Below are 24,877 nucleotides of genomic sequence, written 5' to 3'. Positions count from 1 at the left end.
TACCGTCGACTCCCACACGGGCCCGGCACACGGCGCGGGATACGAGACGAGACGGAGGAAGCCCATGGCTGTGGACTACGCGGTGATCGTTGTCTATCTGGCCGGCATGCTCGCCATGGGCTGGTGGGGCATGCGCCGCGCCAAGTCCAAGAGCGAGTTCCTGGTCGCGGGCCGGAGGCTCGGCCCCTGGATGTACTCCGGCACGATGGCCGCCATCGTCCTCGGCGGCGCCTCCACCATCGGCGGCGTCGGCCTCGGCTACACGCACGGACTGTCCGGCGCCTGGATGGTCTTCACCATCGGCCTCGGGCTGCTCGCGCTCTCGGTCTTCTTCTCCGCGCGCATCGCCAGGCTGAAGGTCTACACCGTCTCCGAGATGCTCGATCTGCGGTACGGCGGCCGGGCCGGGGTCATCTCGGGCATCGTGATGTGGGCGTACACGCTGATGCTCGCGGTCACCTCGACCATCGCGTACGCCACGATCTTCGATGTCCTCTTCGATCTGCACCGCACGGTCGCGATCATCCTGGGCGGGGCGATCGTCGTCGCCTACTCGACGCTCGGCGGCATGTGGTCGATCACGCTCACGGACATGGTGCAGTTCGTCGTCAAGACCATCGGCGTGCTGCTGCTCCTGCTGCCGATCGCGGTCGTCAAGGCGGGTGGCTTCAGCGAGATGAAGGCGCAGCTGCCGAACGACTACTTCGCGCCGCTCGGCATCGGCGGCGAGACGATCTTCACCTATGTGCTGATCTACACCTTCGGCATGCTGATCGGGCAGGACATCTGGCAGCGGGTGTTCACCGCGCGCGGCGACAAGGTTGCCCGATGGGGCGGCACCGTCGCCGGTACGTACTGTCTGGTGTACGCCCTGGCCGGTGCGGTCATCGGGACGGCGGCCAAGGTGCTCTACCCGGATCTGTCGAGCGCGGACGACGCGTTCGCGACGATCGTCAAGGACGAACTGCCCATGGGCGTACGGGGGCTTGTCCTGGCCGCCGCCCTCGCGGCCGTGATGTCGACCTCGTCCGGCGCGCTGATCGCCTGCGCGACCGTCGCCAACAACGACATCTGGGCGCGGCTGCGGGGGGTGAGCGGCCGGAGCGGCGAGGACCACGACGAGGTCAGGGGCAACCGCCTGTTCATCCTGATCATGGGGGTCGGTGTCATCGCCATCGCCATCGCGCTGAACAATGTCGTCGAGGCGCTGACGGTCGCCTACAACCTGCTCGTCGGCGGACTGCTCGTACCGATCCTCGGCGGTCTTCTGTGGAAGCGCGGCACGGTGTACGGCGCGCTGGCCTCGGTGATCGTGGGCGGCCTGGCGGTCATCGGACTGATGGGGAAGTACGGCATCCTCGCCAACGAGCCGATCTTCTACGGGCTGCTCTCCTCGCTCGCGGTCTATCTGATCGTCAGCCTGCTGACGAAGCCCACGGACGAGGCGGTGCTCGCCGCGTGGCGCCTTCGCCTCGCCGGTGAGGAGACCGAGGAGACCGGGGAGACCCAGGAGGCGACCGGGGAAGCGACCGGGGAAGCCGGGCAGAGTGGCATGACAGAGCTGGCCGGCGCGACGCCGAGCCGCGGATCCATTACCGGAGAGGCCCGACGATGAGCGGCAACGGACACGAAGCACCGGTCACCGGCCAGGGCGGCGGCCCGCGCGGCCCCGTCGACTCGTCGCGTGTCCCGCGGTACGCGGGGCCGGCCACGTTCGCCCGGCTGCCCCGGCTCGACGAGGTGGGCACCACCGATGTCGCCGTCGTCGGCGTCCCCTTCGACGCCGGGGTCTCCTACCGGCCGGGCGCCCGCTTCGGCGGCAACGCGATCCGCGAGGCGTCGCGCCTGCTGCGCCCCTACAACCCGGCCCAGGACGCCTCGCCGTTCGCGCTGGCGCAGGTCGCCGACGCGGGGGACATCGCTGCCAACCCGTTCAACATCGACGAGGCCGTCGACACGATCGAGGCCGCGGCCGACGAGCTGCTCGGGACCGGCGCCCGTCTGATGACCCTCGGCGGCGACCACACGATCGCGCTGCCGCTGCTGCGGTCCGTGGCGAAGCGGCACGGGCCGGTGGCGCTGCTCCACTTCGACGCCCATCTGGACACCTGGGACACCTACTTCGGCGCCGCGTACACCCATGGCACGCCGTTTCGCCGGGCCGTCGAGGAGGGCATCCTCGACACGGAGGCGCTCTCCCACGTCGGTACCCGCGGCCCGCTGTACGGCAAGCAGGACCTGGACGACGACGCCAAGATGGGCTTCGGCATCGTCACCTCCGCCGATGTGATGCGCCGGGGTGTGGACGAGATCACCGACCAGCTGCGGCAGCGCATCGGGGACCGCCCGCTGTACATCTCCATCGACATCGATGTGCTCGACCCGGCGCACGCGCCCGGCACCGGCACCCCCGAGGCCGGCGGCCTGACCTCCCGCGAACTCCTCGAAATAGTGCGGGGACTGGCCTCCTGCCGGCTGGTCTCGGCGGATGTCGTCGAGGTCGCGCCCGCGTACGACCACGCGGAGATCACCTCGGTCGCCGCCTCCCACACGGCATACGAGCTGACGACGATCATGTCCCGCCAGATCGCGGAGGCCAGGGCCAAGTGACGCACGAGCACCACCACGAGATGCCGCCGTTCACGGCGGAGCAGACCGCGGCCGCCCTCGCTCCGCCCGCCGGGCGGAGCGGAGGTGATCTCGTCGTCGAGACGCTGCACGGCCTCGGCGCCACGACGGTCTTCGGGCTGCCGGGACAGCACGCCCTCGGCATGTTCGACGCCCTGCGCCGGTCCGGCCTGACCTACATCGGGCTGCGCGTCGAGAACAACGCGGGGTTCGCGGCCGACGCGTACGGCCGGGTCACCGGCGAGGTCGCCCCGCTGCTGCTCTCCACCGGGCCCGGCGCGCTCACCTCCCTCGCCGCGCTCCAGGAGGCCGCCGCGGCGTCCGCGCCGGTGCTGGCCGTCTCCAGCCAGGTGCCGACGGCGGGCCTCGGCGGCGGGCGGCACGGCTTCCTGCACGAACTGCGCGACCAGCAGGCGTCGTTCCGCGACATCGTGAAGTCCGTGCACCCCGTGCGTACCGCCTCGCAGATCCCGTCCGCCATCGCCGCCGCCTGGGAGTCCGCGCTCACCGCCCCGCACGGCCCGGTCTGGGTGGAGATCCCGCAGGACGTGCTGCTCGCGGAGACCTCCCTGCCGGTCGTCACGGCGATGGACGCGACCCCGCGCGAGCTGCTGCCGCGCCCCGAACTGACCGCCGTGGCGGCGCACGCGCTGTCGCACGCCTCCCGCCCGGCGATCATCGCGGGCGGCGGGGTCGTACGGGCGGACGCGTCCGGCAAGCTGCGCGCGCTCGCCGAGAAGCTGGACGCGCCGGTCGTCACCACCTTCGGCGGCAAGGGCGCCTTCCCCTGGGACCACCGGCTGTCGCTCCAGTCCTGGCTGGAGGACCGGCACACCACCGACTTCCTGGAGGACGCGGACGTCCTGCTGGTGGTCGGCTCGGGGCTCGGTGAACTCTCCTCGAACTACCACACGTTCCGGCCCCGTGGCCGGGTGATCCAGATCGAGGCGGACCTCGGCAAGCTGGAGTCCAACCACCCCGCGCTGGGCATCCACGCCGACGCCAGGAACACGCTGTCCGCGCTGCTGGAGTCGGTGAGCGCGCGTCAGGACCCGGCGGCGGCCGAGTCGGTCCGTACGGTGCTGGAGAAGGTACGGGCCAGGATCGCGGCCCAGGACCTCACCCTGGAACAGCGGGTGCTGGCCTCCGTCCGCGAGGCGCTGCCCGCCACGTCCCCCAGCTTCTGGGACATGACGATCCTCGCCTACTGGGCCTGGTCGGCCTGGCCGGGCCCGATGCACTCGGGCCAGGGGGCGGGCGGGCTCGGCTACGGCTTCCCCGCCGCGCTCGGCGCCGCGGCCGCCGACCGTACGAAGCCCGTCCTGGCCGTCTCGGGCGACGGCGGCGCGATGTACTCGATCGCGGAGCTGGCCACCGCCCGGCAGTACGGCCTCCCGGTCACCTGGCTGATCGTCGACGACGGCGGCTACGGCATCCTGCGCGAGTACATGACGGACGCCTTCGGCGAGGCCACCGGCACGGAGCTGGCCCGGCCGGACTTCGTGGCCCTCGCGGAATCCTTCGGCGTCCCGGCGGTCCGTACGACCCCGGAGTCCCTGCGCGAGGACCTGTCGAAGGCCCTGGCCGCCCCGGGCCCGTCGGTCGTCGTGCTCCCGGCCCTGCTCCGGATGTTCGCCCCGACGCATCTCTAGGTCCTGACTCGGCGGGCGGGCGGGACTGTGGCGCAGGCCATACGCCCATATGGCTGGATCTGTGCATCATGTCAGCGGGCACGCCGCAGAGGGCGTGCTCGCTGACGCTCCAGGGGCGGGAAAGCTTCATGACTCACCAGCGAATATCCCGGCGTGCCCGGGGCGCGCTCTCCGTCGCCCTGATCGGCGGCGTACTCCTGCCGGTGGGCGCGGCCGCGGCGCCGGCCGTGGCCGCGGCTCCTGCCGTCGTCTGCACCTCGGGCCGGGCGGGCCTCGCCGCCAAGCTGTCCAAGGACATCACCGCGGCGCTCAAGGGCAGGAAGTCCACCACCGCCCTGGCCGTCCACGACCGCACGACCGACACGCGCTGCACCCTGCACGCCACCCAGTACTTCGACTCCGCCAGCGTGGTCAAGGTCACCGTCCTCGCGGCCCTGCTCTGGGACCTGAAGAAGGCGGACCGCAAGCTCACCCAGCGCGAGACCGACCTCTCCACGTCGATGATCACCAAGTCGGACAACGAGGCCACCAACGCCCTGTGGAAGCAGCTCGGCCCGGTGAAGATCAAGGGCTTCCTCAAGGCCGCGGGCATGACCCGGACCGTTCCGGGCCCGGCGGGCGCCTGGGGGCTCACCCAGGTCACCGCCCAGGACGAGAAGCAGCTGCTGGCCCTGGTGACCGCCAGGAACACCGTGCTCAGCGACAACGCGCGGGCCTTCATCCTGGACCGGATGAGCAAGGTCGTACCGTCCCAGCGCTGGGGTGTGCCGGCCGGAGCCCCGGCCACCGCCACCGTCCAGCTCAAGAACGGCTGGCTGGAGCGGTCCACCCACGGCTGGCGCGTGCACAGCATCGGCGCGTTCACCGGCAAGGGCCACGACTATCTGATCACCGTGCTCACCCACGACAACAAGACGATGGCCGACGGCGTCAACACCATCCAGGCGGTCGCCGAGGCCGTCCACAGGAACCTGACCGCCGCCACGACCTGAGGCGTGGGACCTAGGTCCAGAGACCGGTCTTTGTTGCGGAGGGATGAATTCCGTGGCCGCCCGCGTTGGTGCCTTCCGGCAGATCAGGACGATCGGGAGGCATCACGTGGCGGCGGCAGAACAGGGCTGGGCACGACGGCTGTCCGGGTACGCGTGGCGGTACCGGCGCAATGTGCTGCTCGCGCTCGGGTCCTCGCTCGCCGGTATGGCGGTCATGGCTTTCGTTCCGCTGATCACCAAGGTCGTCATCGACGACGTCATAGGGGGCGGCGACCGCTCCCTCACCGTCTGGACCGGCCTGCTGCTCCTCGCGGCGCTCGCCGTCTACGTCATGACGTTCATCCGCCGCTACTACGGCGGGCGGCTCGCCCTCGACGTCCAGCACGACCTCCGTACGGAGATGTACGGCACCATCGCCCGCCTCGACGGGCGGCGCCAGGACACCCTGTCCACCGGACAGGTCATCGGCCGTGCCACCAGTGACCTCCAGCTCATACAGGGCCTGCTCTTCATGCTGCCGATGACCATCGGCAACATCCTGCTGTTCCTGATCTCCCTGGGGATCATGGCGTGGCTGTCGCCGCCCCTGACCCTCGTCGCCCTGGCCGTCGCCCCCGCCGTCTGGTTCATCGCCCGCCGCAGCCGCACCCGGCTGCACCCGGCCACCTGGTACGCCCAGTCGCAGGCCGCCGCCGTCGCCGGGGTGGTCGACGGAGCCGTGTCCGGCGTACGCGTCGTCAAGGGCTTCGGGCAGGAGGACCAGGAGACCGGAAAGCTCCGGGAGGTCGGCAGGAAGCTGTTCGCCGGGCGGCTGCGCACCATCAGGCTCAATGCCCGCTACACCCCCGCGCTCCAGGCCGTCCCCGCGCTCGGGCAGGTCGCGATGCTGGCGCTCGGCGGCTGGCTGGCCACGCGCGGTCAGATCACCCTCGGCACGTTCGTCGCCTTCTCCACCTATCTTGCCCAGCTCGTCGGACCGGTCAGGATGCTCGCCATGGTGCTGACCATCGGGCAGCAGGCGCGGGCCGGTGTCGAACGGGTGCTGGAGCTGATCGACACCGAACCGACCTTGCAGGACGGTACGAAGGAGCTGCCGGCGGACGCCGAGGCATCGGTCGAGTTCGACGACGTGTCCTTCGCGTACGACGACGGGCGGACCGTCCTCGACCGCTTCTCGCTGGAGATGCGCCCCGGCGAGACCGTCGCCGTCGTCGGCTCCTCGGGCAGCGGCAAGTCCACCCTCTCGCTCCTGCTGCCCCGCTTCTACGACGTGTCGCACGGCGCGGTCCTCGTCGGCGGCCATGACGTCCGCGAGCTGACCCTCGACTCGCTGCGGGCCGCCATCGGGCTCGTACCGGAAGACAGCTTCCTCTTCTCCGACACCGTCCGCGCCAATATCGCCTACGGAAAGCCGGACGCCACCGAGGAGGAGATTCTCCGGGCCACCCGCGCCGCCCAGGCGCACGGCTTCATCAGCGAACTGCCCGCCGGCTACGACACCACCGTGGGCGAGCAGGGCCTCACCCTCTCCGGCGGCCAGCGCCAGCGCATCGCGCTGGCCCGGGCGATCCTCACCGACCCCCGGCTGCTCCTCCTCGACGACGCCACCTCGGCCGTCGACGCACGCGTGGAGCACGAGATCCATGAGGCGCTGCGCGGGGTGATGGCCGGGCGTACGACCCTGCTCATCGCCCACCGCCGCTCCACCCTCGGGCTGGCCGACCGTATCGCCGTACTGGACGGCGGACGGCTCGCCGACATCGGCACCCACGAGGAGCTTCAGCGGCGCTCCGCCCTCTACCGGCGGCTGCTCACCGACCCGGACGAACTGGGCGGCGGCTCGCCGGGACCGGACGCCGTCGCCGCCGGCCACACCCCGGCCGGCGCCCCGGTCGCCGCGTCGGCCGTCGCCGAGTCGTTGACCGAATCATCGGGCGGGCCGCTGACCGACTCGCCGGCCGAATCACTGGCCGACTCGCCGACCGACTCGCTGGCCGAATCGCTGGCCCTGGCGGACGACCGCACCGTCCAGGAGGAGATCGACGCCGAGTTCGACGCCGAGCGCGGCATCACCCCCGCCCTGTGGATACGTGACGAGGCGGTCACCGACGACTCCGCCGCACCCGGCGCCACCGCCGAACTGCTCGCCCAGGTGGAGGCGCTCCCGCCGGCCACCGACCTCCCCGAGGTGGACGAGGCGCGCGCCGTCGCCGCCGAGGAGTCGTACGGACTGCGCCGGCTGCTGCGCGGCTTCGGGCTGCCGCTGCTGGTCAGCCTGGGGCTCGTGGCCGTCGACGCGGGCATGGGCCTGCTGCTGCCGGTCCTCATCCGGCACGGCATCGACAACGGCGTCGAGCGGCTGGCGCTCGGCGCGGTCTGGGTGGCCGCCGCGCTGGGACTGCTCGTCGTGGTCGTCCAGTGGGCGGCGCAGATCGGCGAGACCCGGAAGACCGGACGTACCGGCGAACGCATCCTCTACGCACTGCGGCTGAAGATCTTCGCGCAGCTCCAGCGGCTCGGGCTCGACTACTACGAGCGTGAGCTGACCGGCCGCATCATGACCCGGATGACGACCGACGTCGACGCGTTGTCGACCTTCCTGCAGACCGGGCTCGTCACCGCGTTCGTCTCCGTCGTCACCTTCTTCGGCATCCTCGTCGTGCTGGTGGTGATCGACGTCCAGCTGGCGCTGGTGGTCTTCGCGACCCTGCCCGTGCTGATCATCGGTACGTTCTTCTTCCGCCGGAAGAGCGTGCGGGCCTACGAGCTGGCCCGCGAGCGCATCAGCGTCGTCAACGCCGACCTCCAGGAGTCCGTGTCCGGGCTGCGGATCGTCCAGGCGTTCCGGCGGGAGCAGGACGGCGCCGCGCGCTTCGCCGCCCGCAGTGACCACTACCGGTCGGCGCGGGTGCGCGGCCAGTGGCTGATCTCGGTCTACTTCCCCTTCGTCCAGCTGCTGTCCTCGGTGGCGGCCGCGGCCGTGCTGATCGTCGGCGCCGGGCGGGTGGAGGCCGGGACGCTGACGACCGGCGCGCTGGTCGCGTATCTCCTCTACATCGACCTGTTCTTCGCGCCCGTGCAGCAGCTCTCCCAGGTCTTCGACGGCTACCAGCAGGCGACCGTCTCGCTCGGCCGGATCCAGGAGCTGCTGCGGGAGCCGACCTCGACGGCCGCCCCGAAGGAGCCGCTGGACGTGCTGTCGCTGCGCGGGGAGATCGCCTTCGAGGACGTGCACTTCGCGTACGGCGGCGACAGCGACGGTGCGGGCGCGGAGGAGTCCGCCCTCACCGGCGTCGACCTGCGGATCCCGGCCGGCCAGACCGTCGCCTTCGTCGGCGAGACGGGAGCGGGCAAGTCCACCCTGGTCAAGCTGGTCGCGCGGTTCTACGACCCGACCGGCGGCCGGGTCACCGCGGACGGCACGGATCTGCGGGAGCTGGATCTGACGGCGTACCGGCACCGGCTCGGAGTCGTACCGCAGGAGGCGTATCTCTTCGCCGGTACGGTCCGTGACGCCATCGCGTACGGGCGTCCCGAGGCGAGCGACGCGGAGGTCGAGGCCGCGGCGCGGACGGTCGGCGCGCACGAGATGATCGCCACCCTGGACGGCGGCTATCTGCACGAGGTCGCCGAGCGCGGCCGTAATCTCTCCGCGGGCCAGCGCCAGCTGATCGCCCTGGCCCGTGCCGAACTGGTCGACCCGGACATCCTGTTGCTCGACGAGGCGACCGCGGCCCTGGACCTGGCGAGCGAGGCACTGGTCAACCAGGCCACCGACCGGCTCGCCGGCCGCCGTACGACCCTCGTGGTCGCGCACCGGCTGACCACCGCGGCGCGCGCGGACCGGGTGATCGTGATGGACCACGGCCGGGTCGTGGAGGACGGCACGCACGACGAACTGCTGGCGCTGGACGGCCGGTACACCCGGCTGTGGCGGAGCTTCATCGGCGAGGAGGAGCCCGCCACGGTGTGAGGGGCCGGCGGCGCGGGGCGGCCGCGGCGGCCGCAACCGTCCCCGGTGCTCCGCGCGTCGTACGCATGTACACCCGAGTGGTCATAGGGGGCGCATGTGTTCGGTTGGACCGGCACCGGAAGAACGGTGCTGCACGGTCTCGCGGTGCTGACCACCGCGGGCGCCCTCATCCTGACCGGTCCCGCCGCACCGAGCGCGGAGGCGGCGTCCGTCTGCTCCGGACGTCCGCAGAAGACGCTGAGCCTGGCCGCCGGCGAGCTGCGGATCTACAAGACCCGCGACTACGCCTGCGCGCTCACTGTCGTCAGGATTCCCGGGGCGTGGCGTGCCATGTCCGTCAGTCTCCAGCCGCGCGGCGGGCATCCGGTGGTGGACGGGCGAGCCTTCACAGGGCAGGCGGGCCCGGTCACCGTCCATGCCCTCAACCGCTGTGTACGGGCCTCCGGCACCCTCTCCGGAGAGACGGTGTCGACCGGCTGGATTCTCTGCTGACGGAACCGGGTCTGGCGGTGCGGGTGTTGCCCCGCTAGGTTCACGGCGTCTGTCATGAACGCAGGGAGTGTGAATGCGCAAGGCGCTTAGATGGCTGTTGTCGCTCGTGCTGGTCATAGGCACCGTAGCCACAGCCGGTGCGGCCACCGCCGCCGACCGGAGTGCGGACCACAAGACCGCGACCGGGACCACCGACATCAAGGACCGTATCCTCGCGATCCCCGGGATGAGCCTGATCCAGGAGAAGCCGTACGAGGGATACCGCTACTTCGTCCTCAACTACACGCAGCCGGTCGATCACCGGCATCCGTCGAAGGGCACCTTCCAGCAGCGCATCACGCTGCTGCACAAGGACACCAGCCGGCCCACGGTCTTCTTCACGGGCGGCTACAACGTCTCCACCAACCCGAGCCGCAGTGAGCCGACCCGGATCATCGACGGCAACCAGGTCTCGATGGAGTACCGCTTCTTCAACCCGTCGCGTCCCGACCCGGCCGACTGGTCGAAGCTGGACATCTGGCAGGCGGCCAGCGACCAGCACCGGATCTTCACCGCGCTGAAGAAGATCTACGCCAAGAAGTGGCTCTCCACGGGCGGTTCGAAGGGCGGCATGACCGCCACGTACTTCGAGCGTTTCTACCCGCGTGACATGGACGGTGTCGTCGCGTACGTCGCCCCCAACGACGTGGTGAACAAGGAAGACTCGGCCTACGACCGGTTCTTCGAGCGCGTCGGCACCAAGGAGTGCCGCGACAAGCTCAACGGTGTGCAGCGCGAGGCGCTCATCCGGCGCGAGCCGCTGGAGAAGACGTACCAGGAGTGGGCCGACGCCAACGGCGCGACCTTCACGACGGTCGGCACGCTCGACAAGGCGTACGAGGCCGTGGTGATGGACTTCGTCTGGGCGTTCTGGCAGTACAGCCTGGTGTCGGACTGCGAGTTCCTCCCGGTGGCGGCCACCGCCACCGACCAGGAGATCTACGACACGGTCGACGCGATCTCCGGCTTCTCGGCCTACACGGACCAGGGCCTGGAGACGTACACGCCGTACTACTACCAGGCGGGCACCGAGCTGGGCTCTCCCGACATCAAGCAGCCGCACCTGGGCAACCTGAGCCGCTACGGCTACCAGCCGCCGCGGAACTTCGTGCCGCGTGACATCCCCATGACGTTCAACCCCTCGAAGATGCCGGACGTCGACAGCTGGGTCCGTGAGAACGCGAACCAGATGCTGTTCGTGTACGGGCAGAACGACCCGTGGGGTGCGGAGCCCTTCCGGCTCGGCCACGGCGCGCGCGACAGCTATGTGTACGTCGCGCCGGGTGCCAACCACGGCGCCAATGTCGCGGGTCTGACCCCGGAGCAGTCGGCGAAGGCCACGGCCCGGATCCTGGCCTGGGCGGGCGTCGCCCCGGCCGCCGTCCAGCAGGACGCGGCGAAGGCGAAGCCGCTGGCGAAGTTCGACGCCGAGCTCGACCAGAAGAAGGTGGAGCGGGAGCAGGCGCTGAGGCCGTAATGTCCTCAGCCATACCGCTCTGACAGGCACCGTGGGCCGGTCCCGCCGTTCATGAACGGCGGGACCGGCCCACGGCGTGTGGAGGGTCTTGGGCGCGCGTGTGTACGCGCGGGACGGGGTCCGTCACCGCCGTCGGCGTCCCCCGGAACGCGTGCCGGTAGGCGTGCGGGCTGGTCCCCACGAGGCGCTTGAAGCGGTCGCGGAAGGCGGTGGGGGAGCCGAAACCGACCCGCGCGGCGATCCGCTCGACGGGGTGCGCGGTGGTCTCCAGCAGATGCTGGGCCTGGCGGATCCGGGCCCGGTGCAGCCACTGGAGGGGTGTGGTGCCGGTCTGCTCGCGGAAGCGGCGGTTGAGGGTACGGGTGCTCATGCCGGCGCGTCCCGCGATGTCGTCCAGCGTCAGATCGCGGGCGGCGTTGTCCTCCAGCCAGCGCAGCAGGGGTTCCATGAGTGAGCCTCGGGGTGCGGGCGGCTGCTGATGGACGATGAACTGGGCCTGTCCGCCCTCGCGTTCGAGCGGCATCACGGACAGCCGGGCCGCGTCGGTAGCCACCGCGGAGCCATGATCGCGCCGGATCATGTGCAGACAGAGATCGAGCCCGGCGGCGGCTCCGGCGGAGGTCAGGAACTGTCCGTTGTCCACGTAGAGCACATCGGGGTCCACCTCGACGGCCGGGTACATCTCGGCCAGCGCCTGGGCGGCGACCCAGTGCGTGGTGGCCCGCAGGCCGTCCAGCAGGCCCGTGGCGGCGAAGATGAAGGCTCCGGAGCAGATCGAGGCGATACGGGTGCCGTCGGCGGCGGCCCGGCGCAGCGCGACGAGGACATCGGCGGGGACGGGGACGGCCGGGTCCGCGAGGCCGGGGAGCACGATCGTGTCGGCCTCGGCGAGCGCCTCAAGACCCCAGGGCGCCCGCAGGACGAACGCCCCGGCGTCTACCTCCTCGGTCGGGGCGCAGATCCGGACCCGGTAGGGGGAGCGGCCGTCGGGGAGGCGGGTGCGGGAGAACACCTCGATGGGGGTGGAGAGGTCGAAGGGGATGACTCCGTCGAGGGCGAGGACGGCGAGGGTGTGCATGGCGACAAGGTAGCGGTCCACGGATTTCCGCCAGGGGGAGCGGGTGCGCCTGATGTCGTGGGCGGGTTCGACCACGCAGGTCGGAGCGGTGGGGAGCCGGGTGGCGGGAATCCGTTGGAGTGTGGCAGTTCAGCCACTGCTACGGGCCTCAGGGGCTTACTAGCGTCGGGTCCGGCGCCCCGACCGGGCGCACTCGCCCCCGCGTAGTGAAGGACTGGTGCCGCGTGCTCGCCCAGATCGTGTTGTTCGACGGCTTCGACCCGCTGGACGTTGTCGCCCCGTACGAGGTGCTGTTCGCCGGCGGTGTGCTGGCGGACGGAGCGCTCAGCGTCGAACTGGTCTCGGCCGAGGGGGCACGCGATGTGCCCAGCGGCACGGGTCCGCTGTCGCTGCGGGCCACGGGGGTGCTGGACCCGGCCAGGGCGGACCTGATCGTGGTGCCGGGAGCGTCGGGGCGGCTCGGCGAGCGGGACGGCGCGGGCACCGGTGACGGCGCGGGCGCCAGTGTCGACTCGGCCTTGGGCGTCGACTCGGCCTTGGGCGACCCCGCGTCCTCCGACACCATCCCGGCCATCCTCGCCCGCACGTTGGAGACAGGGCTGCCGTCGCTGCTGAAGGAGGCCTGCGCAAGGCCCGGGCTGACCGTGGCCACCGTCTGTGGCGGGTCCATGATCCTCGCGATGGCCGGGCTGCTGGCGGGCCGGCACGCCACCACCCACCACCTGGGGCTGGACGGACTGACCGCCGCTGGGGCCGTCGCGGTGGACGCGCGCGTGGTCGACGACGGCGACCTGGTCACCGGCGCGGGCGTCACATCGGGGCTGGATCTGGGCCTGTATCTGCTGGAGCGCGAGCTCGGCCCCCGTATCGCGCTCGGCATCGAACGGCTCTTCGCGTACGAACGCAGGGGAACCGTCTGGCATCACACCGGCCTGGCGCCGGCGTCCCACGTCTGACGGGCGACTACTGCCATGACGAAGTTCCTTCTCGCCGTTCATGTCATCGCGGCCATCATCGCCATCGGCCCGGTGACGGTGGCGGCCAGCATGTTTCCGGCGGCGGTCCGCCGCGCCTCCGCCGCCGCGCCGGAGCACGCGGGCGCGGACGCCGATGCAGGCGCCGAGGCGGGCGCCGAGGCGGGCGCGGGCGCCTGGGCGAGCGTCGGCCTCCTGCATCGCATCTGCCGGATCTACGCCGTGGTCGGCGTATCGGTCCCGGTCTTCGGCTTCGCCACGGCGAGCAATATGGGGGTCCTGGGCGACCCCTGGCTGATCGTCTCCATCGCCCTGACGGCGGCAGCGGCGGTGATATTGGCGGCGCTGGTCCTGCCACGCCAGAACGCCCTGATCGAGACCGCGGGCGCAGGCGCGGCGTCCGGCGCGGTGCCGAGCGCGGTGGAGCGTGCCGCGACGGCTCAGCTCGCCATGTACACCGGCCTCTTCAACATCCTGTGGGCCACCGTCACCGTCCTGATGATCGTGCGCCCGGGCTCGACAACCGGCGCCTGACCCGCCGCCCCCGGTTCGGACACCGGTCGTGCCCCACTGGCTCGCGCCCCCACCGCACCGGGGGTTCGCCCTTCTCCTCAGCGGCCCCTTGCGATCAGCCCCTCCAGATAGCCCCGTCCCGCCTCCAGCAGCCCCGGCAGTTCGTCCGCCTGCGGGTACCAGCGCTTCTCGTACTCCCAGCAGACCCAGCTGTCGTCGTCGAGCAGCGCCAGGCACTCGCCCAGCGGCAGCACCCCCGCCCCTAGCGCCAGCGGGGTCGTGTCCTGCGCCGAGGCGATGTCCTTCACCTGGACGTAGCCGAGCTGCGGGGCGAGCACCGCGTGGCTGGTCGCCGGGTCCTCGCCGCCCAGCCAGGTGTGCATCACATCCCACAGCGCTCCCACCTGCGGGTGCCCCACCGGGCCCAGCACCCGGGCCGCGTCAGCGCCCGTGCGGTGCGAGTCGTGCGTCTCCAGCAGGATCCGTACGCCGAAGTCCGCCGCGAGCTCCGCCGCCGCGCCCAGCCGCCGCGCCGCCGTCGCGTCGGCGTCGGCCGGGTCCTGGTCGCCGCCGCCCGGGAAGACACGGACGAACGAGGCGCCCAGATCCCGGGCCAGCCAGAGCAGTCCGTCCAGCTCCTGCCGCAGCTCGTCCTCGTCGACCTCCGCGCTCGCCACGCGCGCGTACCCGGCGACTGTCAGGAGCTCGATGCCGGCGCGCTTGAAGTCGTCGACCACCTCGGCCCGTTCGGCCGTATTGATCCCGGGGTGCACGGGCTCCTCCGGGTGGGCGCGCAGCTCCACCCCCTGGTAGCCCGTCGCGGAGGCGAGTGTGACCACCTCGGAGATGGGCATGCCCGGCACTCCGAGGGTCGAGAAGGCGAACTTCATATGGCTGATCCTTCCTGAAGGGGGAGCCGCCAGTCCTGGCCGACCAGGTCCGCTCCGTAGGAGCGGTGCGGCTTTTCTGCGACGAGGGTGAATCCGGTGCGTAGGTAGAGGGTGCGGGCGGCGGCGAGGACGTCGTTGGTCCACAACACCAGTTCCCGGTACCCCGCCTCGCGCGCGAAATCCACCACCTCGCCGATCAGCCGCTCCCCGAGGCCGTGCCCCCGGGCCCCTGGCTCGACCAGCAGCAGCCGCAGCCGGGCCGTACCCGGCGCCCCGTCCCGTACGCCCCCCGCCGTCCCTCCGTCGTCCCCCGCGGTCCCTTCCGCGCCCCCCATGTCGCCTTCGGCGTCCCGCACACACATCACCGTGCCCACCGGTCTGCCGTCCAGCTCGGCTATCCAGACCCGCTCCAGCCGGGGGTCGTGGCCCTGGGCGAAGTCCGCGACGATCCGGGCCACCAGCCCCTCGAACTCGGTGTTCCACCCGTACTCCGCCGCGTACACGGCGCCATGGCGCTGCACGATCCAGCCCAGCTCGCCGGGGACGGGATCGCGCAGCACGGGCCCGTCGCGGTGCGCCGCCCCGGGACGCCCGGCGCCGAGGATCTCCCTGACCGTCCGCATCGCGTCCGTGAGCTGCGGCTGCCGCTCCGGCTCGACCCCGGCGAGCAGCGAGCCCACGGCCTCCCGCGACCGCTCGTCGAGCAGCGCGGCCGCCTCGCGGCCGAGCGGCGTGAGCGTTATCCGCTGGCGTCGCGCATCCCGCTCCGACGGCGCGCGGCCGACCAGTCCGTCACGCTCGAACCTGGTCAGCAGCCTGCTCAGATATCCGGCGTCGAGGGACAGCTCGACCCGCAGATCGGCGGCGTCGGTGCGCGGCGCGTGGGCCAGCTCGTACAGCACCCGCGACTCGGTCAGGGTGTACGGCGTGTAGAGGTGCTTGCTGTAGTCGAGCGCCCCGATGAGATTCGTGTAGAAGCGGTTGAACGCACGGATTTCCTGAACAGCCATGACCAACCCCCCGGGCTTTCCTTTGACTGAGTCAACGGTACGCCGGGGTGGTGACATCGGGCAAGGGTCAATCCGTCCGCGGCGGCGCCGTCGACGCCCGCGCCATCAGTTCCGCCGCGATCGTGGCGATCCCGCCCGGCGGCGGCGCCTCCGTGCCCATCGCCAGCCGGCCCGCCCGCGCCCCCGCCTCGTACAGCGGCAGCCGTACGGTCGTCAGCGCCGGCACCGCGTCCACCGAGAACGGCAGATCGTCGAAGCCCGCCACCGAGATGTCCTGCGGAATGCGCAGCCCCTGGTCACGTACCGCGGCGCAGGCCCCCAGCGCCACCGTGTCGTTGGCGGCGACCACGGCCGTCAGATCCGGCGCGCGGCGCAGCAGTTCCAGCGTCGCCTCGTACCCGGAGCGGCGGGTGTACGGGCCGTGCACGGTCAGCAGCTCCTGGCCCTTGGACAGCCCGGCGGCCTTCAGCGCCGCCCGGTGCCCCTCCAGCCGGTGCCGGGTCGTCGTCCGCTCCACCGGCCCCGCGACATAGCCGATCCCGCGATGGCCGAGCGCGAGCAGATGCTCCGTCAGCCGCCGCGCCCCACCGCGGTTGTCGAAGGCCAGCGCGGCCACGATCGCCTCACTGTCCGGCAGCGGCGGACGCCCGCACAGCACCACCCGGGTTCCCGCGTCCGCGAGTTTCGCCAGCTTGGCTCCCATCGCGGAGATATGGGCCGGGTCTTCGAGCGCCCCGCCGGTCAGCACGACCGCCGCCGCCCGCTGGCGCTGGAGCAGGGTGAGGTAGGTCAGCTCCCGCTCGGGCGAGCCGCCCGTGTTGCAGACGACGGCGAGCTTCTCGCCGCCCGCCCGGCCGCTGCCCTCCTGTCCGCCGATCTCGGTCTGCGCCGCCCCGGCCATGATCCCGAAGAACGGGTCCGCGATGTCGTTGACGAGGATGCCGACCAGATCCGAGGTGGCGGCGGCGAGTGAGCTGGCGGGCCCGTTCAGTACGTAGTCCAGCTCGTCCACCGCCCGCAGCACACGTTCCCGGGTGGAGGTGGCGACCGGGTAGTTGCCGTTCAGCACGCGGGAGACGGTGGCGGGTGACACCCGGGCGCGGGCCGCCACATCCGCCAGGGTGACTGTCATCGCTTTCCTCCGAGGAGTACGAGGGGGATCTGCGAGGGAGATCGCGGGATCGCGGCCCCTGCTCTTGTCCGGGGCTCTTGTCCAGGCCGCTGTTCGCAGGCTAGCTTCATACCGCATAGAAAGCGCTTGCTACGGCTGTATGGAGGGAACTTCGTGACACGCAGGACAGTGCGGATCGCCATGAACGGCGTCACGGGGCGGATGGGGTACCGGCAGCATCTGCTGCGTTCCGTCCTCGCGATCCGCGAACAGGGCGGACTGGATCTCGGGGACGGCGAGGTGCTGTGGCCCGAGCCCGTTCTCGTCGGCCGCCGCGATCACGCTCTCCGGTCGATCGCAGAACGGCACGACCTCACCGAGTGGTCGACCGACCTCGACGCCGTGCTGGCGGACGACACGGTCGACATCTACTTCGACGCCCAGGTGACCTCCGCCCGCGTCGAAGCCATCAAGAAGGCCATCGCCGCCGGCAAGCACATCTACACGGAGAAGCCGACCGCGACCGATCTCGACGGCGCCCTCGACCTGGCCCGCCTCGCCACGAGCGCCGGGATCAAGCACGGCGTCGTCCAGGACAAGATCTTCCTGCCGGGCCTGCTCAAGCTGAAGCGCCTCATCGACGGTGGCTTCTTCGGCGAGATCCTCTCCGTACGGGGAGAGTTCGGCTACTGGGTCTTCGAGGGCGACTGGCAGGAGCCGCAGCGCCCCTCCTGGAACTACCGCGCCGAGGACGGCGGCGGCATCACCGTCGACATGTTCCCGCACTGGGAGTACGTCCTGCACGAGCTGTTCGGGCGCGTCACCAGCGTCCAGGCGCACATCACCACGCACGTCCCGCGGCGCTGGGACGAGCAGGGCAAGCCGTACGCCGCGACCGCGGACGACGCCGCGTACGGCATCTTCGAGCTGGCCGGCGGCGCGGTCGCCCAGATCAACTCCTCCTGGACGGTCCGGGTCAACCGCGACGAGCTGGTCGAATTCCAGGTCGACGGCACACACGGCTCGGCCGTCGCGGGCCTGCGCCGCTGCCGGGTGCAGCACCGCAGTGCCACGCCCAAGCCGGTCTGGAACCCCGATCTGCCCGCCACCGAGTCCTTCCGCGACCAGTGGCAGGAGGTGCCGGACAACTCCGAGTTCGACAACGGCTTCAAGGCGCAGTGGGAACTGTTCCTGCGCCATGTCGCGCTGGACGAGCCGTACCAGTGGGATCTGCTCGCGGGCGCGCGCGGTGTGCAACTGGCCGAGCTGGGCCTGCGGTCCTCGGCGGAGGGCCGCCGCTTCGACGTACCGGAGCTGACGCTGTGACCCTCCGGCTCCCTTCCCCGGGCGGCGGAGTGCATACGTACACGCCCCGCTCCGAGCCCGTCGGCTTCTGCGCGGGCGGACCTCCCCTGGTCTCCCGTACGGTCTTCTCCGCCGCCCATGTCGTCGCCGACCCGTACGCCGACACCTCCCCCGACGCGCCGGCCGCCGTCGACTGGGACGCCACCCTCGCCTTCCGCAGGCACCTGTGGTCGCACGGCCTCGGCGTCGCGGAGGCCATGGACACCGCGCAGCGTGGCATGGGCCTGGACTGGGCGGGCGCGGCGGAGCTGATCCGCCGCTCCGGCGCCGAGGCGAAAGCGGTCGGCGGACGGATCGCGTGCGGGGTGGGCACCGACCAACTCGCGGCGGGCACGCACTCCCTGGCCGAGGTCCGCGCGGCCTACGAAGAACAGCTGGCGCTCGTCGAGGAGACCGGCTCGCAGGCCATCCTGATGGCCTCCCGCGCCCTCGCGGCGGCCGCCACGACCCCCGACGACTACCTCGGCGTCTACGGCCACCTCCTGCGGCAGGCAGCGGAACCGGTCGTGCTGCACTGGCTCGGCCCGATGTTCGACCCCGCGCTGGACGGCTACTGGGGCAGTACGGATCTCGACGCGGCCACCGAGACCTTCCTCCAGGTCATCTCCGCACACCCGGACAAGGTCGACGGGATCAAGGTCTCCCTGCTCGACGCCCGGCGCGAGATCGAGCTGCGCCGCCGGCTGCCGGACGGAGTGCGCTGCTACACGGGCGACGACTTCAACTACCCCGAGCTGATCGCGGGCGACGAACAGGGCTTCAGCCACGCGCTGCTCGGCATTTTCGACCCGCTGGGGCCGTCGGCGGCGCACGCCGTACGCGTCCTGGACACCGGTGATGTGAAGGGCTTCAGGGAACTGCTCGACCCCACCGTCGAACTGTCCCGCCATCTCTTCCAGGCGCCCACCCGCTTCTACAAGACAGGCGTGGTCCTCCTCGCCTGGCTGGCCGGTCACCAGGACCACTTCACGATGGTCGGCGGGCTCCAGTCGGCCCGCTCACTGCCGCATCTGGCGAAGGCGTACGAACTGGCCGACGGCCTCGGTCTGTTCCTCGACCCGGCGGTGGCCGAGGCCCGGATGGCATCCCTGCTCAGCGTGTACGGAGTCGACCAGTGACCGACCGGCCCGCGACCGACCTGGCGCGCTTCAGCATCAACCAGATGACGGTCAAGCAGCTGACCCTGCCCGAGCTGACCGAGGCCTGCGTACGTCTCGGGGTCCGGGGCGTGGGCCTGTGGCGCGAACCCGTCCAGGCGTACGGAGTCGAGGCCGCGGCCAAGCTCGTACGGGACGCCGGGCTCGCCGTCACGACGCTCTGCCGCGGCGGCTTCCTCACCGCCGTCGACCCCGGCGCGCGGGCCGAGGCACTGGCCGACAACCGCGCGGCGATCGACGAGGCGGCGGCGCTGGGCACGGACACCCTGGTCCTGGTGTCCGGCGGGCTCCCGCCGGGCAGCCGGGATCTGCACGCCGCACGCGAACGCGTCGCCGACGCGCTGGCCGACCTCGCGCCGTACGCGGCGGAGCGGGGCGTACGCCTGGCGATCGAGCCGCTGCACCCGATGTTCGCGGCGGACCGCTGTGTGGTCTCCACCCTCGACCAGGCCCTCGAACTGGCGGAACGCTTCCCCGCCGAGCAGGTCGGGGTGGTCGTCGACACGTACCACATCTGGTGGGACGACCGCGCGCCCGCCGCTGTGGCCCGCGCGGCCGGAAGGATCTTCTCGTTCCAGCTGGCCGACTGGACGACACCCCTGCCGGCCGGGGTACTGAACGGCCGGGGCCAGCTCGGGGACGGTGCGATCGATCTGCGTGCCTGGCGGGAACGGGTGGACGCGGCGGGCTACCCGGGCCCGATCGAGGTGGAGCTGTTCAACGACGAACTGTGGGCGAGGGACGGCGTGGAACTGCTCGCGGAGGTCGCGCAGCGGTATGTGAGGCACGCGCTCTAGGAGGCCGGGGGCCGCTCGTATGACTTACGACTGAGCGGCCCCGGCACTGGTGCCGGGCGCGGACGGGCCGCGGAACGTCCTGCGGTACGCGGTCAGCGTCACCCCCGTGGCCGCCTGAAGGTGGTGCCGCAGCGAAACCGCCGTACCGAAACCCGCGTTGGCCGCCACCCGGTCGACCGGAAGGTCGCTCTCCTCCAACAGCTGGCAGGCGCGCTCGACACGCCGGTGGATCAGCCATTGCGCGGGGGAGAGCCCGACCTCCTCACGGAAGTGGCGCGCTGCTGGACGTGGCGACCGTGCCGCCGGTGATCGCGCTCTGCCGGGAGTTCCACGGCGCGGACGGCGCGATCGTCTTCGGCTGGGTCAACGCCGCCCACCAGCTGGGCGCCGGGCTGATGGCCGGTCTGGGCGGCGCCGTACGGGACATCTTCGGGACGTACGACCCGGTCTGGGTGGCCTCCGGCGCGCTCTGCGCGACGGCCGCGCTGATGGCTCTGGTCGTCCGGGGGCGTCCGGCCGGGGCCGCGAGAAAATAACTCAGCGGAAGCGTGCAACCCTTCCGCGGTGACGCGAGTCGTATACGTCACCAGGGCCTTCGGGGGAACGATCCGGGGGGATTCGGAAGGCTCTGCTGGAGGGGGGAGCGCGCGGGGCCCGGTCCATCGGACCGGGCCCCTATGTCGTTTCCGGCGCACCGCCGACGGCTTTCCGACGGCGTCGGCGGTGGCGTCGGCGAAAACGGCGTCGGGCTCGGCGCGAAGCCGGAGTTGTCCACAGGGCCGCCGTGATGTCCGAGCCCGGCGGTAGCGTCGGGGCATGTCCAATCCAGCAGTGCTCGAAGCCGTTCTCGAGCGGATCACGTACGCCAACGAGGAGAACGGCTACACGGTCGCCCGGGTCGACACCGGCCGCGGCGCCGATCTCCTCACTGTGGTCGGCTCGTTGCTCGGCGCGCAGCCGGGCGAGTCACTGCGTATGGAGGGCCGCTGGGCCTCGCACCCCCAGTACGGCAAACAGTTCACGGTGGAGAACTACACCACGGTCCTGCCGGCCACGATCCAGGGCATCCGCCGCTATCTCGGCTCCGGACTGATCAAGGGCATCGGCCCCAGGATCGCCGACCGGATCGTCGAGCACTTCGGCCTCGACACCCTCGACGTCATTGAGGAGGAGCCCAAGAGACTGGTCGAGGTCCCGGGCCTCGGCCCCAAGCGGACGAAGCTCATCGCCGCCGCCTGGGAGGAGCAGAAGGCCATCAAGGAGGTCATGGTCTTCCTGCAGGGCGTGGGCGTCTCCACCTCCATCGCCGTCCGCATCTACAAGAAGTACGGCGACGCCTCGATCTCGGTCGTCAAGAACGAGCCGTACCGCCTGGCGGCCGACGTCTGGGGCATCGGCTTTCTCACCGCCGACCGCATCGCCCAGGCCGTCGGCATCCCGCACGACAGCCCTGAGCGGGTCAAGGCGGGAATCCAGTACGCCCTGTCCCAGTCCACCGACCAGGGCCACTGCTACCTGCCCGAGGAGCAGCTCATCGCGGACGCCGTGAAGCTGCTCCAGGTCGACACGGGGCTGGTCATCGAGTGCCTCGCCGAGCTGGCCGGGGACGACGAGGGGGTCGTCCGGGAGAAGGTGCCAGGACCGGACGGCGGCGAGCCGGTCACCGCGGTCTATCTGGTCCCCTTCCACCGCGCCGAGCTGTCCCTCTCCGCCCAGCTGCTGCGGCTGCTGCGCACGGGGGAGGACCGGATGCCGGCCTTCCGGGACGTGGCCTGGGACAAGGCGCTCACCTGGCTGGCCGGGCGTACGGGCGCCGAGCTGGCCCCCGAGCAGCAGCAGGCGGTCCGGCTCGCGCTCACCGAGAAGGTCGCCGTCCTGACCGGCGGTCCCGGCTGTGGAAAGTCCTTCACGGTCCGCTCGATCGTGGAGCTGGCGCGGGCCAAGAAGGCCAAGGTGGTGCTGGCGGCCCCCACCGGGCGGGCGGCCAAGCGGCTCGCCGAGCTGACCGGCGCCGAGGCGTCCACCGTGCACCGGCTGCTGGAGCTGAGACCGGGCGGGGACGCGGCGTACGACCGGGACCGGCCGCTGGACGCCGATCTGGTGGTGGTGGACGAGGCGTCGATGCTGGATCTGCTGCTGGCCAACAAGCTGGTGAAGGCGGTCGCGCCGGGCGCGCATCTACTGCTGGTGGGGGATGTGGACCAGCTCCCCTCGGTCGGGGCGGGCGAGGTGCTGCGTGATCTGCTCGCCGAGGGCGGTCCTGTGCCGAGGGTCCGGCTCACCCGGATCTTCCGGCAGGCCCAGCAGTCGGGTGTGGTCACCAACGCCCACCGCATCAACTCCGGGGTGCAGCCCATCACGCAGGGCCTCGCCGACTTCTTCCTCTTCGTCGAGGAGGAGACGGAGGACGCCGGCCGGGTCACGGTCGATGTCGCGGCCCGGCGGATTCCCGCCAGATTCGGTCTGGACCCGCGGCGGGACGTGCAGGTCCTGGCGCCGATGCACCGCGGCCCGGCGGGCGCGGGCGCGCTGAACGGCCTGCTCCAGGAGGCCATCACGCCCGCCAGGCCCGAGCTTCCCGAGAAGCGGCTGGGCGGCCGGGTCTTCCGGGTGGGGGACAAGGTCACCCAGATCCGCAACAACTACGAGAAGGGGGAGAATGGAGTCTTCAACGGCACGGTCGGGGTGGTCACCTCGCTCAACCTGGACGACCAGCGGCTGACGGTGCTGACGGACGAGGACGAAGAAGTGCCGTACGACTTCGACGAGCTGGACGAGCTGGCGCACGCGTACGCCGTGACCATCCACCGCTCCCAGGGCAGTGAGTATCCGGCCGTGGTCATTCCGGTCACCACCGGTGCCTGGATGATGCTCCAGCGGAATCTGCTGTACACGGCCGTCACGCGCGCCAAGAAGCTTGTGGTGCTGGTCGGCTCCCGCAAGGCCATAGGCCAGGCGGTCCGTACGGTTTCCGCCGGCAGACGCTTCACCGCCGTCGACCACCGGCTCACGTCCGGAGGGTGAGGGTGGCGTGCGCGGGCGGCGGATGAGGGCGCGGGGGAGCGCGGTGCTGGGCCCGGGGACGGCCGCGAAACGGCGCCGGGGACTTTCTTAACCGGGGCGAAGGGGGCAGGATGAGCAGGTTGGCGGCACTGAGTGCCGCGAATCGGCCTAATGGCCGACCCCGAGTGCACTCTCCTGAGCCAAATGGGGGATGGTAGAGACAGTCAGGGCACCTCGAAGAAGAGGCACTACGTCGGTGAGGGATGACGTGAGCGAGAAACGCGACAACGCGGTAGTACTGCGGTACGGCGACGGCGAGTACACCTACCCGGTGATCGACAGCACCGTCGGCGATACGGGCTTCGACATCGGGAAGCTCCGTTCTCAGACCGGTCTGGTGACCCTGGACAGTGGCTACGGCAATACCGCCGCCTACAAGTCCGCGATCACCTACCTCGACGGCGAGCAGGGCATCCTGCGCTACCGCGGCTATCCGATCGAACAGCTGGCCGAGCGGTCCAGCTTTGTCGAGGTGGCGTATCTGCTGATCAACGGCGAGCTGCCGACGGTCGACGAACTCGCCTCGTTCAAGAACGAGATCACGCAGCACACGCTGCTGCACGAGGACGTCAAGCGCTTCTATGACGGCTTCCCGCGCGACGCGCACCCGATGGCGATGCTGTCCTCCGTGGTGAGCGCGCTGTCCACGTTCTACCAGGACAGCCACAACCCGTTCGACGAGAAGCAGCGCCATCTCTCCACGATCCGGCTGCTCGCCAAGCTGCCGACGATCGCGGCGTACGCCTACAAGAAGTCGATCGGCCACCCCTTCGTCTACCCGCGCAACGACCTCGGGTACGTCGAGAACTTCCTGCGCATGACCTTCTCGGTGCCTGCGCAGGAGTACGTGCCGGACCCGGTCGTGGTCTCCGCGCTCGACAAGCTGCTGATCCTGCACGCGGACCACGAGCAGAACTGCTCGACCTCCACCGTGCGTCTGGTCGGCTCCTCGCAGGCGAACATGTTCGCCTCGATCTCCGCCGGCATCAGCGCCCTGTGGGGCCCGCTGCACGGGGGCGCCAACCAGTCGGTGCTGGAGATGCTCGAAGGCATCCAGGCCTCCGGCGGCGATGTCGACACCTTCATCCGCAAGGTGAAGAACAAGGAAGACGGCGTGAAGCTCATGGGCTTCGGGCACCGCGTCTACAAGAACTTCGACCCCCGGGCGAAGATCATCAAGGCGGCGGCGCACGACGTCCTCTCGGCGCTCGGCAAGTCCGACGAGCTTCTCGACATCGCGCTCAAGCTCGAAGAGCACGCGCTGGCCGACGACTACTTCGTCGAGCGCAAGCTCTACCCGAACGTGGACTTCTACACCGGTCTGATCTACCGGGCCATGGGCTTCCCGACCGAGATGTTCACCGTGCTGTTCGCCATCGGCCGGCTGCCCGGCTGGATCGCGCAGTGGCACGAGATGATCAAGGAGCCCGGTTCCCGCATCGGCCGTCCGCGCCAGATCTACACCGGCGAGGTCCTGCGCGACTTCGTCCCGGTCGAGTCCCGCTGACCCTTCGCGCACTCCGCGCCCGCAGGACTGCTTGTACGGCTCGCACAACGCCCGTACGGAGCCGAAAAGCGCCCCGCCGCCAATCCCCCCACGGGTTGACGAACGGGGCGCTTTCCATATCCCCGGAGCGGATTCCCCCCACGGGATCCGGGCCGGGCG

At 71.0% G+C, this 24,877-nt stretch carries 18 protein-coding genes and 2 pseudogenes; 15 read left to right on the top strand and 5 right to left on the bottom strand.

The window, feature by feature from the left end:
* The first annotated feature begins 64 nt into the window (after positions 1 to 64).
* The 7 genes from ACFVWW_RS19975 to ACFVWW_RS19945 all read left to right on the top strand — a co-directional run bounded on the left by ACFVWW_RS19975 (position 65) and on the right by ACFVWW_RS19945 (position 11,253).
* Positions 65 to 1,615 (top strand): sodium:solute symporter, encoded by a 1,551-nt coding sequence (locus ACFVWW_RS19975; protein WP_386877608.1) that lies wholly within the window; start codon positions 65 to 67, stop codon positions 1,613 to 1,615.
* Positions 1,612 to 2,610: an agmatinase gene (speB, locus tag ACFVWW_RS19970; protein ID WP_386877607.1), complete on the top strand. Its 999-nt coding sequence runs from the start codon at positions 1,612 to 1,614 to the stop codon at positions 2,608 to 2,610. Before ACFVWW_RS19975 ends, speB begins: the two co-directional genes overlap by 4 nt.
* 20 nt (positions 2,611 to 2,630) lie before the next feature.
* A complete protein-coding gene (locus ACFVWW_RS19965; protein ID WP_386877730.1) occupies positions 2,631 to 4,280 on the top strand; it encodes a thiamine pyrophosphate-binding protein in 1,650 nt (549 codons plus the stop codon).
* Between the two features lie 128 nt (positions 4,281 to 4,408).
* Positions 4,409 to 5,272, top strand: coding sequence for a serine hydrolase (locus tag ACFVWW_RS19960; protein ID WP_386877606.1), 864 nt, complete (start codon positions 4,409 to 4,411; stop codon positions 5,270 to 5,272).
* 106 nt (positions 5,273 to 5,378) lie between these two features.
* Positions 5,379 to 9,245 (top strand): ABC transporter transmembrane domain-containing protein, encoded by a 3,867-nt coding sequence (locus tag ACFVWW_RS19955; RefSeq protein ID WP_386877605.1) that lies wholly within the window; start codon positions 5,379 to 5,381, stop codon positions 9,243 to 9,245.
* Positions 9,246 to 9,341: 96 nt separating this feature from the next.
* Entirely contained in the window at positions 9,342 to 9,737 is a 396-nt protein-coding gene (locus ACFVWW_RS19950; RefSeq protein ID WP_386877604.1) for a hypothetical protein, read from the top strand.
* 73 nt (positions 9,738 to 9,810) lie between these two features.
* Positions 9,811 to 11,253 (top strand): S28 family serine protease, encoded by a 1,443-nt coding sequence (locus ACFVWW_RS19945; protein WP_384332938.1) that lies wholly within the window; start codon positions 9,811 to 9,813, stop codon positions 11,251 to 11,253.
* A 49-nt stretch (positions 11,254 to 11,302) separates the two neighbouring features.
* On the opposite strand, the gene ACFVWW_RS19940 is transcribed toward ACFVWW_RS19945, so the two are convergent.
* On the bottom strand, positions 11,303 to 12,331 hold the full coding sequence (locus tag ACFVWW_RS19940) for a GlxA family transcriptional regulator (RefSeq protein ID WP_389679907.1): 1,029 nt from the start codon (positions 12,329 to 12,331) through the stop codon (positions 11,303 to 11,305).
* A 224-nt stretch (positions 12,332 to 12,555) separates the two neighbouring features.
* Here ACFVWW_RS19940 and ACFVWW_RS19935 point away from each other — a divergent pair, with 224 nt between their 5' ends.
* Together ACFVWW_RS19935 and ACFVWW_RS19930 are read left to right on the top strand one after the other, a co-directional pair.
* Positions 12,556 to 13,287: a DJ-1/PfpI family protein gene (locus ACFVWW_RS19935; RefSeq protein ID WP_386877603.1), complete on the top strand. Its 732-nt coding sequence runs from the start codon at positions 12,556 to 12,558 to the stop codon at positions 13,285 to 13,287.
* A 15-nt stretch (positions 13,288 to 13,302) separates the two neighbouring features.
* Positions 13,303 to 13,839 (top strand): hypothetical protein, encoded by a 537-nt coding sequence (locus ACFVWW_RS19930; RefSeq protein WP_386877602.1) that lies wholly within the window; start codon positions 13,303 to 13,305, stop codon positions 13,837 to 13,839.
* Positions 13,840 to 13,916: 77 nt separating this feature from the next.
* Here ACFVWW_RS19930 and ACFVWW_RS19925 read toward each other — a convergent pair whose 3' ends face one another.
* The 3 genes from ACFVWW_RS19925 to ACFVWW_RS19915 all read right to left on the bottom strand — a co-directional run bounded on the left by ACFVWW_RS19925 (position 13,917) and on the right by ACFVWW_RS19915 (position 16,850).
* On the bottom strand, positions 13,917 to 14,708 hold the full coding sequence (locus tag ACFVWW_RS19925) for a sugar phosphate isomerase/epimerase family protein (protein ID WP_386877601.1): 792 nt from the start codon (positions 14,706 to 14,708) through the stop codon (positions 13,917 to 13,919).
* Complete coding sequence (locus ACFVWW_RS19920; protein WP_386877600.1) at positions 14,705 to 15,718, bottom strand: GNAT family N-acetyltransferase; 1,014 nt, start codon at positions 15,716 to 15,718, stop codon at positions 14,705 to 14,707. The genes ACFVWW_RS19925 and ACFVWW_RS19920 overlap by 4 nt, the downstream gene beginning before the upstream one ends.
* 67 nt (positions 15,719 to 15,785) lie before the next feature.
* On the bottom strand, positions 15,786 to 16,850 hold the full coding sequence (locus ACFVWW_RS19915) for a LacI family DNA-binding transcriptional regulator (protein ID WP_386877599.1): 1,065 nt from the start codon (positions 16,848 to 16,850) through the stop codon (positions 15,786 to 15,788).
* Between the two features lie 153 nt (positions 16,851 to 17,003).
* Between ACFVWW_RS19915 and ACFVWW_RS19910 the strand changes: the two genes are divergently transcribed.
* From ACFVWW_RS19910 to ACFVWW_RS19900, 3 genes are read left to right on the top strand one after another with little or no spacing between them, the layout of a single operon-like run.
* Positions 17,004 to 18,155, top strand: a complete 1,152-nt coding sequence (locus ACFVWW_RS19910; RefSeq protein WP_386877598.1) for a Gfo/Idh/MocA family protein — start codon at positions 17,004 to 17,006, stop codon at positions 18,153 to 18,155.
* Entirely contained in the window at positions 18,152 to 19,312 is a 1,161-nt protein-coding gene (locus ACFVWW_RS19905; protein ID WP_386877597.1) for a dihydrodipicolinate synthase family protein, read from the top strand. Before ACFVWW_RS19910 ends, ACFVWW_RS19905 begins: the two co-directional genes overlap by 4 nt.
* A 44-nt stretch (positions 19,313 to 19,356) precedes the next feature.
* Complete coding sequence (locus tag ACFVWW_RS19900) at positions 19,357 to 20,148, top strand: sugar phosphate isomerase/epimerase family protein (protein ID WP_386877729.1); 792 nt, start codon at positions 19,357 to 19,359, stop codon at positions 20,146 to 20,148.
* Positions 20,149 to 20,172: 24 nt separating this feature from the next.
* On the opposite strand, the pseudogene ACFVWW_RS19895 reads toward ACFVWW_RS19900, so the two are convergent.
* Positions 20,173 to 20,388: pseudogene (locus ACFVWW_RS19895) on the bottom strand (helix-turn-helix domain-containing protein); the annotation flags it as partial.
* 47 nt (positions 20,389 to 20,435) lie between these two features.
* On the opposite strand from ACFVWW_RS19895, the pseudogene ACFVWW_RS19890 reads away from it, so the two are divergent.
* From ACFVWW_RS19890 to ACFVWW_RS19880, 3 genes and pseudogenes are all read left to right on the top strand, one after another.
* Positions 20,436 to 20,684: pseudogene (locus tag ACFVWW_RS19890) on the top strand (MFS transporter); the annotation flags it as partial.
* A 280-nt stretch (positions 20,685 to 20,964) separates the two neighbouring features.
* On the top strand, positions 20,965 to 23,172 hold the full coding sequence (locus ACFVWW_RS19885; RefSeq protein WP_384191842.1) for an ATP-dependent RecD-like DNA helicase: 2,208 nt from the start codon (positions 20,965 to 20,967) through the stop codon (positions 23,170 to 23,172).
* Positions 23,173 to 23,419: 247 nt separating this feature from the next.
* Positions 23,420 to 24,718, top strand: a complete 1,299-nt coding sequence (locus ACFVWW_RS19880; protein WP_384191839.1) for a citrate synthase — start codon at positions 23,420 to 23,422, stop codon at positions 24,716 to 24,718.
* The last annotated feature ends 159 nt before the right edge of the window (positions 24,719 to 24,877 follow it).

Source organism: Streptomyces sp. NPDC058198, from assembly GCF_042882605.1.
GTDB lineage: Bacteria > Actinomycetota > Actinomycetes > Streptomycetales > Streptomycetaceae > Streptomyces.
Note: the sequence above shows the minus strand (reverse complement) of the source record. Positions and strands in the feature narration are given on the sequence as shown.